We start from the raw sequence: 12,662 nt of genomic DNA, 5'->3' as shown, positions 1-12,662 counted from the left end.
CACTCAAGCAAGTTCGATGAACTATCTGAAAAAGCCATAGGGAAAAGGCTCCGGCGCGTTGGAGACGACCAATGCGACGGTACACGATCCATAACGTTTCCTGAACCGCGTCTTCCACATCGCTTGTCGTGCGGCAGGTTCTTCGCGCGTACCGGCGTATGTCGGGCTGCGACATTTTGAGCAGCGTCAGGATGGCGTCAGCGTCCCCGCCTATTGCCGCTTCCATCGTGCTCGGCGATAAAAAAGGTGTGCTCATGGTTCGGCGCGCAGCTTTCGACCTGCTACTGCGCATGCCGGGCAGTATCCGAAAACGCCTGTAAGCGCGGTCAGGACCCCGACACCGGCGATCAAGTATCCAACGGGCATACCTTTAAGACCTAGTAGCCCACAAGCGATCATAATTGCCCCAGCCAAGAGCCGGACCCAACTTTCCCAGCCAGCCACGTTCTTCTTGTACAGCATAGCAACCTCCTGCCTTTGTAGCGTCGTTTCTGACGCCCTAGAGACTTAGAGGCTTGGAAAATGAGAAACGGTTCGCGACTCCGAAAAAATAGTCTAAGTTCGGCTGGGGTCAAAAGCCGGCGGTGGGCGGGCTGCGTGAAAAGGTCTGCTCCGGGTCAAAGGCTGCCCTATTCGCGGGGCAGGACCGCAGTCGGCTCACCTCCTGACAGCAGACGCCGCGGCACTCTGGGCTTAGGTCGGCCACGGGCCAATTCCGGACCAGCGCCTGGGAGGCCAAACCGTGCCCCAGATAGTTCGGTCATCGGCTGCGCCAAGCCACATCGCTCAATATTCCTCGCGGAGTCGGAGGAATAAATCAGCCGAATATGTATAGCCCGAAAGGGGCGTTGCGCTAAACTATGCCGCCCGTTCTGTATCGCGATGTGGGCAAAGAACTCGCGTGCCATGAGCTTGAGGACAACCTTTCAAGGCCGAGACGATACATCAGCAGCCCTAACTGACGTGACTCGATGCGAACGTGAGACACAAGGAGGCACAGATGAAACCTACGGACATTTCCGCCCAAGCCGTTGGTATGGCCTGCCGCTGTGATTGCGGCTCTATCGAGCCAAGGGGCCATGAGAAGCATGCCGATCTGGCGCGTCGCAGCTTCCTGCGCAACGCCATCGCCGGCACGGCTGTAGCGCTGGCAGGCGCGACGGTCATTCCCGCTCTGCCCGCATTGGCGCAGAGCACATTGACGCCCGAGGCTGCACTCAAGGCGTTAATGGACGGCAACCAGCGCTATGTCGCCGGACAACTCCAGTCCCTCAATGACGACCTTTCGATTCTCAAGGCCAAAACAGTCGAGAAGCAGGAGCCCTTTGCCGCGGTTCTATCCTGCGCGGACTCACGGGTGCCGGTGGAGTTTATCTTCGACCAGAGCATCGGCCAAATCTTCGTCGTCCGTGTAGCCGGGAACGTAACTACGCCCGAGATCACGGCGAGTCTCGAATATGGCGTCGCCGTTCTGGGCACCAGAGTCATCGTCGTGCTGGGGCACGGCAATTGCGGTGCGGTCAAGGCAACCATTGAAGGCAAGGCTGTGCCTGGCCAGATCAGCGTCCTTTACGCCCCCATCCAGCCGGCGGTGGTCGCCGCGGGCGGCAACCTCGGCGCTGCCATCGACGCCAACGCCAGGATGCAGGCGACCCTGCTCAGCGAGGCATCCCCCGTCATCGCCGCAGCGATCAAGGAGGGGAAGCTGATGGTCGTAGCGGCCCGCTACGACATCATGAGCGGAAACGTCTCGCTGCTCACCTAGGCTTCGAATCTAGGCCACGTGCGATGCCAGTCGGCAGACGGTAGTCTTCGTTCGGGCAGGATGGTTGCGGCATCGTGGGTTTTCCTGCCCAGGCTTTGTGTTCATGCTCCCACCACGTTGGAGTCCGCTCAGGGTCAATCTGAGAAGAACTCAGCGCGAGCATTTGCTTTCCGCTTTACCCCCGAGGGCGGACACTCATCATCGCGGCCGGCGTGTCTCAGAAGGGCCGATTCCGTTGAAAAAGGCCGGCAGTATTTCGTTGTAATAGCTCCGTCGCGACGTGGCCGGAACTGCTCTACTCCAGCAGCTGTATGAGCGATTTAAAGTTCGCTTGGATCAAATGCCAATGGGGTAGGCGCTTTGATGAGCACCAAGAGCAATCGGCGCTAAAATTCCAGCAAACGCACGCCCTTGCGTGACGTTCATTCAACCTCCAAGCGATCATTTAATATCTTGCCCATTTTTTGGTTTAATTTAAACATTTAATATGATATTTTAATGGCATTTATTTGATTCAGGGCATTGAGATTGGATCGGCTCCCAGATTTTGACGAACTCGTTTTGGTGGCAAGGGGCCCGATTGACAATCGATTTGCGCTCTGCGGTGTGAACCCTTTACTCGGAGAAAAATTATGGAGCAGAAAGGTTCTCATTCGACACGCATCCCAAAGTCAGGCTCAATCAGCTTCGGCCGTTCGAAAGCAGATTGCGTGATTCGCAGCATCTCCGCATACGGTGCCGCCCTGAATATTGTTGGAGATGGAAAGATTCCCGACGACTTCGCGCTGACCGTCATTCCGGACGGTGACCTGCGCCGGTGTGCAGTGGTCTGGCGTAAAGAAAAGCGTATCGCCGTCGCATTCTATTGACACGCCACCAGCTCATGCGGATGCAGGTGGAAGTTCTTAGGGCCATAGGCGCGCCGGCGACGAACAGGGGCTGGTGCACAGAAACCCGGCTTTAACATAACCAATCAACCCTACCTGCCGACGCGCGTGTCACCAACCGCATGCGGTGAGGTGTTGTTTTTTTGGAAGCTACCCAAAACGGCTCTGGTCAGGCCTGTCAGGAGGAAAGACTTATGGCCGAGAAGTGGATGGAGCAGCCCATCTGGGATCCGATTGCCCTTGCGGCGCAACTGCGTGACATCACGAAACAAACCCAAGTACTGATGCGGCACTTCACGCCTCATGAGTCTGACGCGATTAAGTTCGGCGTGGGCGAATGGTCAATGCTTGGGTTTGATTTTTTCGAGTTCATGACGAGGATGATGACCGACCCGGCGGTGGTCGCACGCGCGCAGATCGGCCTATTCCACAACATCGTAGGTATCTGGCAGAAAACCGCGGTACGCCTACTCATGCTGCGTGCACGCGAGGCCGATACCCCAAAAGATAAACGGTTCAAGCATCCGGAATGGAGCGAGAATGCTGTCTTTAGCTTTGTGAAAGACAGTTATCTTGTTGCGGCAGCGTCGGTTCTTTCTGCAATCCGCGAAGTCAAAGGCATGGACGAGGCCTCTGCCCGCAAGGTCGACTTCTATACCCGCCAGCTGGTTGATGCCCTGTCCCCTTCCAATTTCGTCGCTACCAATCCGGAGGTCCTCACCGCAACCTTGGCGTCGGGCGGACAGAACCTGCTGCGCGGTTTGGAGAACCTTCTTGCCGATCTGGAGCGCGGCAAAGGCCGTCTTGCGATCACGATGACCGACATGAAGGCTTTCCGCCTCGGCGAAAACATCGCAATGACTCCCGGAAAAGTGATCTATCAAAACGAGCTCATGCAACTAATCCAATATACGCCGTCGACACGAGAGGTTCGCAGGCGGCCACTCCTCATCGTGCCGCCGTGGATCAACAAGTTCTATGTTCTCGATCTGCAGCCGAAAAACTCTTTCATAAAATGGGCCGTCGATCAGGGACATACTGTTCTAGTCATCTCCTGGGTAAATCCCGACAAACAGCACGCTGAAAAGAACTTTGAAAACTACATGCTCGAAGGCCCCTTGGCGGCCCTCGATGCTATCGAGTCTGCGACCGGAGAGCATAGCGTCAACGCGATCGGCTATTGCCTCGGCGGAACACTGCTCGCCTCGACGCTGGCATATTTGGTCGCGAAGGGCGAGGACCGGATTGCAAGCGTCACCTATTTCGCGACGCTCGTCGATTTTACCGAAGTTGGGGATATGGCCGTCTTCATAGACGAAGAGCAATTGGCATATCTCGAAAGACGGTGCGCCAGCATGGATATCTGGAAGCGCATCAAATGGCGACGACGTTCAACATGTTGCGCGCCAATGACCTGATCTGGTCGTTTGTCGTTAGCAATTATCTGCTCGGCAAGAAGCAAGTGCCCGGTGATCTTTTGTTTTGGAACTCCGATTCGACCCGCATGCCCGCGGCGATGCACTCGTTCTACTTGCGCAGGATGTATCATGAAAATCTCCTGGCAAAACCCGGTGGGATCACGTTGGCGGATACGCCGATAGATCTGTCGAAAGTCAGGACTCCGAGTTTCATTCTGGCAACCCGCGAAGACCACATCGCGCCGTGGAAGTCGACCTATGCGGCGACACGCTTGTACTCCGGACCGGTCAAGTTCGTGTTATCCGAAGCTGGCCATATGGCTGGCGTCATCAGCCCACCAGGCACCAAATACGGGCATTGGGTGAACGATGCTTTGCCGCCCAGTCCAGACGAATGGTTCGTCGACGCTGCGCCTTGTCAACGGTCGTGGTGGCCGCTTTGGGACGAATGGGTAACCCGATTTGACGAAGGCCGCGTTCCGGCTCGCGACCCCGGCAGCGGTGGGTTGCCGATTATCGAAAACGCGCCCGGTTCCTACGTCCGCATGAGATCGATGGCCTTGTAGGTTGCGGCGGAAGTGATCTGTCGCTGCGCGCAAATCAGAATTACGGAACGTTGATGTCCGCTCTGGTCTCAGCAGCTAATATCCCTGCGGAGCGATCCGGATGCCCTTGCCTGTCCGCTTTCAAAGAACGAGGTGTAGAAAATAGGGCTTGATCCCGGTCTCAGTATGCAAGTTCGGCATTTCCGGTATGGGTCCAAAAGCGTCGGTCTAGCGCCCGGCTGCAACCTTCCGGTCTGTCCCTGCGAACCGACATGTGGTGGCACTGCGTCAACGGAAGCGATGGGCCAATAGGCGACGTGCTGGCATTCTCGTGTGCCACACGCAACGAACACCTACCGTTGGCTCCAAGGCGAGGTCGGGAATCTGGCTTTACCGGCTGCCACCTCGTCGGGCCACACCACCACCTGCTTGCCGTCCTGCCATTGGATGGTGATCGCCTTATGACCGATCTGGAAGCCGCGCTCGTCCACGGCAAAGTCGCCGAAAACGGTCTTAGTTTCCAACTTCAGTAATGCCTCCCGGAGTTTGTCGGAGTCCAGGCTGCCCACTCGACGCGCGGCGTCAACGAGGAGCTCGCAGCCGGCGTAGGACGAAGCGGCGATAAAGGCCGGGGCGTGGTTGAATTCTTTCTGATAGGCCGCAACAAACTCTCGGTTGCCGGGGTAAGGAAGGTCCGGATTCCAGTACGAGCCGGCATAGACGAACTCCGCCGTTTTCCCGAGAGCCTTCTGGTAGTCAAGAAAACTCGCTCCAGGTGTCGCGCTGAGCATTTTTACATTTATGTCCAGTTCTTTCATTTGGCGGGTCATCGCGATGACCTCGGCCGGAACATAGTTCACCACGAGGAGATCGGGCTTGGCCGCGTTGACCTTGTTGAGGATGTCGGAGAAATCGGTGGTGCCCGGCGGGTAAGTCTCGTGCAATACCAACTCCAGGCCCTCCTTCTTAGCCAGTTCAAGCGCACCTTTGGCCACGGCCTTTGCCGGGAGAGTATCTACGTTGATCACGGCAATCGTCTTGAGCCCGTTGCGGGCCGCAAGATCAATCGTTCCCGCTGTGGCGGCTTCCAGTGGCGAAACCACCATGATGAGGTATTTCCGCCCCTTTTCCCAAATCGAAGTCGTCCCCGCCGCCGGCGCTACCATCAGCTTGCGGTACTTTTCCACGACGTCGGCCACGGCGTCCGTGCTTGCGGAGCCGTAGGGGCCAATCACCGCATCCACCTTGTCCTCTGTGATCAGCTTCTCATAGAGATCAACGGCTGTCTTCGGATCGGACCCATCATCGCGGATCAGAAACTCAATCGGTCGCCCGAGGGCTCCGCCCTTCTCGTTTACATGCTTTTGGCAAAGCAGATAACCCTCACGGACGTAGCCGCCCTGCACCATGTCCCTCCCGGTGATTGCAATCGAGGTGCCGATCCGAATTGGCTGCTGGGCAAGGCCTTGCCCAGCCGCAACGACGGAAGCGACAGCCAAGGCAACGAGTGAAAGTGATTTTGACCTCATGGTGCACTCTCTCGTTTATGATCTCGCTTCACCTACGAGACCTACGAGACTGCTTTCCGACTGCCCCAGAATACGAAAAAAAGGGGCCATTGTCCCATTGGAAATGTCAGGAACGGGTCAATCTCGACATTCTTGCAGTTGGCCAGCCACGTCCGATCTACCCCTAATTTCTGACATACCGTTGCATTGCGCCAACTGAAGCGATGGGCCACAAGTGGACATCGGGTGATAGCGTCTCAGCTTTTTAAGGCGCAATCGGCGCCCCGGAACTAATTCAGGTGACGGCTGCAAATAGGCGCATTGGCTCGGAAAGACCCTTAAGCTCGGCCGGTCCCTGATCGACGAACTTGAGGCCAGCACCTGCGACTAGGTCTCTTACCGTGCTCGAGGCCAGAACTTCGCTCGCTTTCGCATGCTGAGCTACCCGTGCTGCGATGTGCACAGCGATGCCGCCCACATCGTCGCCCATCATTTCAACCTCACCGGTATGGACGCCGGCCCGTACTTCGAGATCGAGCGGCCGCACCGCGCTGACGATCCTCTGCGCGCAGCGGACAGCGCGCGCCGGGCCGTCGAACAGGGCCAGAAATCCGTCGCCTGTAGTTTTAACTTCGCGTCCGCGATGCCGCTCCAGTTCCGAACGCACCGCCGCATGATGCGCTTCCAGAGTTGAACGCCACTGCCGGTCGCCCACCAACCAGGCTCTCCTTGTCGAATCAACGATATCGGTGAACAGCACAGTCGAGAGGACGCGATCAACCTCGATGGCAGTAGCGGAAACACCCATGAATTGTCTGATCTCCTCGACAAGCCGGTCCTGATCTCCTGACCATGCGAGGTGATCGTTACCCGGTAGTTCGATGTAGCGCGCCTGAGGAATTCTCTCTCCAAGCTCGCGGCCGGCCAGTGCACGAATGCGTACGTCGTCGCACCGGTGCATGACAAGTGTAGGAACACGGATCGACGGCAGGATGGCCGTTACGTCGATCTCGCGGTTCATACGCATCAGGTTGATCACATCAGACGGGCTGGCCGCCGAGCGCTCGAACTTGGCGAAGCGCTCCATGGCCCCGGGAATTGCGGCTGCCGACGGGGAGAAACTTGGCAGACTTTTGCCGGTACCCCAGTTGGACCGGATATCGCGCTCCAATCCCACAAAATCGTCAAACGGAACGGAGGAGCCAACCGTGCGCGCATACGTGCCGAACAGGATGAGACCGGCGACCCGTTCAGGGTAGGTCGCCGCGAACAGGATCGACATCGGCCCGCCCTCCGAGACACCGAACAAGTAGGCCCTCTTAGAACCCGCGGCGTCGAGGACGGCGCGGATATCGTCGATCCTTTCATCGAGATGCGGGACACCGACGCCACGATCGCTGAGACCCGTGCCGCGTTTGTCGAATCGGATCAGTCGCGAGAACGAGCCGAGGTCGTTAAGAAAACGCGCGGCGTTGGGATTCTCCCACGACAGCTCCAGATGCGATACAAAGCCCGGCGTCATGAGCAAATCCGGACCGTCCTGTCCGGATATTTGGTACGCGACGAAGACCTCGCCGCTGGTCACATAGCGCGTCTCGACAACCATGGCTTCCCGCCAGTCTGGGTCACTGGGTAGCCTACGGCTAACGGCCAAGCAGTGCAATTGAGCGGCGAGAGGCTCATGGCCGTGTGGCCATGACCTCAGGCTGCCCATGTTCGCTGAGGGTCCGCGGCGCACCTCAGCCGGAGCCTTTCGGAGGTCGGAGCGCCGGTTGGCGGCTCCGCCGGTTTCTTCTACCTCGATGAGCCGACAACAGGGACGCCGGTCGGACCTGCGCCTTCGGGCCAGTTCCAGACCCACGCACCGCAGCAAGCGAGACCATATTCTTTGAGAAAACCACCTGTGCTAACCTCGCAGTGCGGACTCAAGGAGGGACACGTGGCTCGTTTAGTAACGCGTCGTACCTTGCTTACGACAGCCTGTTCGATTGCCATTGCCGCCGTGGTGCACGCCGAGCGATCGCAGCCCTGGCGCGTCGCGCTGGTTACCTCCGGACAAGGCGATCGGATCATCGGATGGTTCAGAGAAGCTTTCAAAGCCAAGGGATATCGGGAGGGAAAGGACCTCATAATCGAACTGCGCGAAGCGAAGGGTCACTACGCGTTGTTGCCGAATTTGGTTGAGGAACTCGTTGCACTAAAGCCCGACGTCATAATCGCCGAAGCGACACCTGCAATTGCAGCTGCACAAGGAGCGACCTCGACGATTCCGATCATCATGTCGCCATCCACCGATCCCATCGGCTCTGGCTTTGTCAAAAGTTTTGCAAAGCCCGGTGGTAATATCACCGGCGTAGCGAACATGTTCGGTGATCTCACAGCGAAGACGTTCGACATCATTCGCCTTGTGTTTCCCAAGGTCCAGAAAATCGGTGTGCTCACTTCAAACAACCCGACGCATCCGGCGTTGGCCGAAGTGGCGGCCAGGGCAGCGGGCGCTATCGGCGTTTCAGCCCAACGATTCGTTGCGCCCGACCCCGAAGATGTTGATAAGGCGTTCGCCGACATGCAGGCCGCGGGGTGCGAAATCGTTTACGTACTTGCAGACCCGCCGCGGCGGGCATTGCCATCAATCGCACTCAAATACCGGCTGCCCACAGTATATCAGGTCACCAATTACCCAGACCTGGGTGGGTTGATGGCTTATGGGCCGGACATCAAGGCTCTATTTGTACTAGCGGCCGATTACGTGGACCGCATCCTCAAAGGTGCGAATCCACGGGACTTGCCGGTTGAGCAACCGACGAAATTCCAGTTCGTGATCAATCTCCAAACGGCCAAAGCATTTCACTTGGCTGTCCCGGAGCAAGTACTCCTATTGGCGGATAGAGTGATCGTGTAGCGATTTGCCGAAAGTCTGCTCCGGGTCATTCGCGTAAATTGGCCGCGTCGCCACCACGTCCGGTCTGGCCTCGGCTGCTGACGTGCCGGGCGCCATCGTGATCTTTGTCTTCGGGCCAGCAGCGGATCTTTATTCGATAACCTCGTCCGCACTAACCAGGAGAGTCGGCGGCACAGTCAGATTGAGCGCTCTTGCTGTCCTCAAGTTCACGATGAACTCAAACTTCGAGGGCCGCTCCACCGGGAGGTCAGCGGCTTTCTCGCCACGCAATATTCGATCAGCCAGTTGAACCGCACGGGGAAAATAGTCCCTCTGGTTGGGGCCATAGCTCATCAAGAATCCGCGCCTTGCCGCTTCACCGAGAAACGAAAGGGTCGGCAGATTGTTCTGCGTTGCGGCGGCAACAAATTTCTCTGCAACAGGGGTAATCCCAGGGCCTGAGAGCTGGATGATGCCGGTGCGTTTCGGCCCTGCGATGGCCGAGAGTAGGCTGGGGAAATCGTCGTTAACGCTAAATTCCAGAACAGTCGTTTCGACCCCCAAGTTCTCGGCAACTCGGAGCGCCACGCCTAGCTGGCTTCTTCCGGCAGATGGCTGCCAGGCAAAAGCAACACGGTCCAAAGCTGGAACCATCTCGCGCATGAGCTGAATCCACTTGGCGGCAAGGACAGGTGTGTCCAGAAATAGGCCTGTGACGTTGCCGCCGGGCCTCGCAACGCTGCGAATTAGTCCGGCTTGGATGGGGTCAGTCTCCAAATCGATAGCCACTATTGGAGTGTTTGAGGCCACGCTAGCAGCGGCGCGGACAGCTTGGGCCCCGACGGCAATAAGGACGCCCACTCCTTTGCCGATCAAATCTCGGACTAACTCGGGAAGTCGTCTTAGTTCGCCCTCGCCGGAGCGGGTCAAAACAGTTTCGCCTTCAACATACCCGAGGCGGCGCCACTCCCGCTCAAGTACTGAGAAGGTAATGTGATTTGGATTTGTCGTAACGGGATGCAGATAACCTATCTTGCCCTTGACGGGCTGAGCCCGAAGCAACTGAGGAAGATGTGCCGCACCGAGCATGGCAAAAAGCAATAACTCCCGCCGCCTCATACCTCGCCCCTAATTGCGTATTGGCTGAAACGTCGCATTTGATCACGAGCAGCAGCCGAAGACTATAGGGAGTCGTCAAAACGAATCTCCGCTAATGGGTCATGAGCGGCGGTCACCGCAACCATCGTGCAACGTCCGGTCTCCCGCAGACAGCCAACATGGCGGCGGCTCGTTCGTTGTTCAGCTCGGGGCCGGTAGGCGACATCGCGGGGTCGGCCTGATATGAACGAGGCCGCCAACTGAGGCGGCCTTCGCGATGACGAGTGCGCGAGGCGGTGCCGGACCACTCCGCCATCCTGAAATTGGCGAGACCTTTACAGGCGCCCCCGACAAGTCTCGCGATACCTGCGGCAATTTCCTGCGCCTTGTTCGCCCAGCTCGTTCTTGTAGAGGCAGGCCTGTCTCAATTCGGCGCACACATCCCGGCGTACTGGTCTTTGGCAGGTCTCCCGGTATCTGCGGCAATTTCCTTCGCCCCGTTCCCCTAGCGCGTCCTTGTTTTCGCAGGCAAGCCGCAATTGCTCGCATTGCCCTCCCCCTCGACCGTCGTACCCTCGGACACCTCCCGGCCCAATCTCAAAGGATTGGGAAAAGGCCGAGATCGGGATTACAAAAAGCGCAGTTGCCGCTGCGGCGCCGAATGCATACTTGCGCACTCCTTTCAACATGGCTGATCCTCCAGTTGGTATGTTCCGGTGAATAGAGGGAGGCCACTTCGGCGGTCTCTCTCTTGTCGATGGGAGCGGAAGTTATCGCTTCTCGCCACCGCTCCCTTAGTGCGCGCAGACATTGATGGTCTTCATCCCGGTCTCAGCTTCAGTGCGTGTCTTGAACACCTTGCCGTCGCCAACAATGACGGTGGTTGTGGTGGTCGGCTTCTTGTTCACGATGGTGCATTTCTTTGTGGAGGTGTCTTGCACTACATAAAATTCCGTCTGGGCGTAGGCAGCGCCGGTCATGATTGCAGCGGCAGCAGCCGAAACGAGAAGCTTCTTCATTGTGTCTCCTCCATTGTGAGTATGTCCCTGCGCAAATTATCGAGCGCGTGGATTCGGCTCCACGGCTGGAAACTACGGCTCGGGTTCACTACTGTGTGGACATCCTAAAGGGATGATATGAACGCCGGCCGAACCGGCAGTTCAGAGATCGTTTATCTCGAGGTTACCGATCTTCGCCTCCACAAGCGCACCACTCCCGTTTTTCACACAGCCAGGGTCAAAGGCCGCCCTCGGGAGCTTACCGGAGACGGTCGCCTCATCTTCCAGAGGCAGACATCGCGGCGTCTGATTGAGCGGCCACGGGGCCATTATCCGACATCAACCGTTCGTGGATCATGTTGGCTAGACAGGGGTAGTCACTGCAGAACGCGACGGGCTGCAGCCAGGCTCAAAGCAATTGCTGGGAGGCCAAGCCAAAGGATTCGTCGGCACCGACCATGCGATGCACGCGTGGATGGGGTAAGCCACTCGTCCGATCAGACTGGCAAGCAGTCGGTCCCCAATCGTTGGACTCGCCGATTGGATATCCCGCCGGTCTTGCTGACAGAAATTCCCTCGCCCTGCCCAACACCCCCGTCGTTCGCAGGTATTTAGGAAGTCGCTCGGTCTGGGTTGGGCCCCATTCCTCCGCGGTTGAGTCCCAATGATGGGTGTCGTCGAAATGCTTCCAGAGTGGCTGCTTTTGCTTCCTTTCGCCATTCTGCCGGTTTGCCTGTGTGCGGACGACAAGCGCCACAGCCATCATTACCCATTCGCGAGCACTATGTGGGGAGTTCCATTTGATTGCTGCGAGCATCGGAGGCCTCCGTCAAGTAAGAATCTTTCCTCACATTAGCGCGCGCCACGAGCGAAGGGATCTAAGCTACTTCACAGGCAGTCAAGATCTTCGATATAGCCGAGGGCGATCACGGCGCGGCGAACGCGAGCAAATCGTCGGCTTGCCCTTTCCGTTAAGCCTCAAGGGCAGCGGTCGGCGGCCCTGGGCGGGGATTCATCGTATTGGAGTCGCAGGCGGCCCGAAAAGCCAGTCCACCTTCCATTGCAGAGGAGCAGATCGAAGCCGACAACCCGTTGGCGCGCGGGCGAGCGTCGGTTTGCTTGGCCCAGCACCTGCAAGTGTCCTTTCCGTCGCAAGATGGAATGGGCCCGGAATAGAAGCAGCAATCCCTGCAACAATGGGCTCGCCCAACGATGTCGCTGCAATCGTGATTGTCATCAAAGATAGGGCGACTACAAGCACATGGGTCACAATGCGCTTCCAAAAGTGTTTCGTCATGAGTTGAACCCTCACAACCGAGATGAAGTACTGCGCAGTTACAATCTTAGTCCGTACGCAATGGGTATCCCGAGCCATCGCCGCTTGTTCGTTATTGCGGCCTCGAGGAGAGCCCTATGTCTTGCGGCCACTTCAATTCGGCGCGCCGTAGCTGAATTCGTGCTGCGTGTCCGTCCTACCAACGCTACCCTGATCAGCACGATCATAATCCAATTGTAGGGCTTGAGGAGCTTCACGCGCGATCAGAAGCTGTTTCCGCATTTCG

General features: G+C 57.6%; 11 protein-coding genes. 5 read left to right on the top strand and 6 right to left on the bottom strand.

What is annotated here, in order from left to right:
- Positions 1–256 (bottom strand): RNA polymerase sigma factor (locus CWO91_RS38915; RefSeq protein ID WP_130220677.1); only part of this gene is annotated, 256 nt, incomplete at its 3' end.
- Positions 253–462 (bottom strand): YgaP family membrane protein, encoded by a 210-nt coding sequence (locus CWO91_RS38910; protein ID WP_130220676.1) that lies wholly within the window; start codon positions 460–462, stop codon positions 253–255. The genes CWO91_RS38915 and CWO91_RS38910, both read right to left, overlap by 4 nt.
- A gap of 538 nt (positions 463–1,000) precedes the next feature.
- Here CWO91_RS38910 and CWO91_RS38905 point away from each other — a divergent pair.
- The 4 genes from CWO91_RS38905 (at position 1,001) to CWO91_RS44810 (ending at position 4,636) form a co-directional block, all read left to right on the top strand.
- The gene (locus CWO91_RS38905; protein WP_245471515.1) at positions 1,001–1,765 is read left to right on the top strand and encodes a carbonic anhydrase; all 765 of its coding nucleotides are present in this window, start codon (positions 1,001–1,003) and stop codon (positions 1,763–1,765) included.
- A 632-nt stretch (positions 1,766–2,397) separates the two neighbouring features.
- Entirely contained in the window at positions 2,398–2,634 is a 237-nt protein-coding gene (locus CWO91_RS38900; RefSeq protein WP_130220675.1) for a PilZ domain-containing protein, read from the top strand.
- A gap of 212 nt (positions 2,635–2,846) precedes the next feature.
- Entirely contained in the window at positions 2,847–4,070 is a 1,224-nt protein-coding gene (locus CWO91_RS38895; RefSeq protein WP_245471514.1) for a PHA/PHB synthase family protein, read from the top strand.
- Entirely contained in the window at positions 4,031–4,636 is a 606-nt protein-coding gene (locus tag CWO91_RS44810; RefSeq protein ID WP_245471513.1) for a hypothetical protein, read from the top strand. Before CWO91_RS38895 ends, CWO91_RS44810 begins: the two co-directional genes overlap by 40 nt.
- A gap of 332 nt (positions 4,637–4,968) precedes the next feature.
- Here the strand turns inward: CWO91_RS44810 and CWO91_RS38890 are convergent, their stop codons facing one another.
- Together CWO91_RS38890 and CWO91_RS38885 are read right to left on the bottom strand one after the other, a co-directional pair.
- A complete protein-coding gene (locus tag CWO91_RS38890; protein WP_130220674.1) occupies positions 4,969–6,144 on the bottom strand; it encodes an amino acid ABC transporter substrate-binding protein in 1,176 nt (391 codons plus the stop codon).
- A gap of 274 nt (positions 6,145–6,418) precedes the next feature.
- Positions 6,419–7,729, bottom strand: coding sequence for an adenylate/guanylate cyclase domain-containing protein (locus CWO91_RS38885; protein ID WP_130220673.1), 1,311 nt, complete (start codon positions 7,727–7,729; stop codon positions 6,419–6,421).
- Positions 7,730–8,062: 333 nt separating this feature from the next.
- Here CWO91_RS38885 and CWO91_RS38880 point away from each other — a divergent pair, with 333 nt between their 5' ends.
- Positions 8,063–9,025, top strand: coding sequence for an ABC transporter substrate-binding protein (locus CWO91_RS38880; RefSeq protein ID WP_165406013.1), 963 nt, complete (start codon positions 8,063–8,065; stop codon positions 9,023–9,025).
- Between the two features lie 129 nt (positions 9,026–9,154).
- On the opposite strand, the gene CWO91_RS38875 is transcribed toward CWO91_RS38880, so the two are convergent.
- Positions 9,155–10,105, bottom strand: a complete 951-nt coding sequence (locus CWO91_RS38875) for an ABC transporter substrate-binding protein (RefSeq protein ID WP_165406012.1) — start codon at positions 10,103–10,105, stop codon at positions 9,155–9,157.
- Positions 10,106–10,896: 791 nt separating this feature from the next.
- Entirely contained in the window at positions 10,897–11,121 is a 225-nt protein-coding gene (locus tag CWO91_RS38865; RefSeq protein WP_130220670.1) for a hypothetical protein, read from the bottom strand.
- Positions 11,122–12,662 lie beyond the last annotated feature (1,541 nt).

The organism is Bradyrhizobium genosp. SA-3 (genome assembly GCF_004212635.1).
GTDB lineage: Bacteria > Pseudomonadota > Alphaproteobacteria > Rhizobiales > Xanthobacteraceae > Bradyrhizobium.
This window is presented reverse-complemented; position numbering and strand designations above follow the sequence as displayed.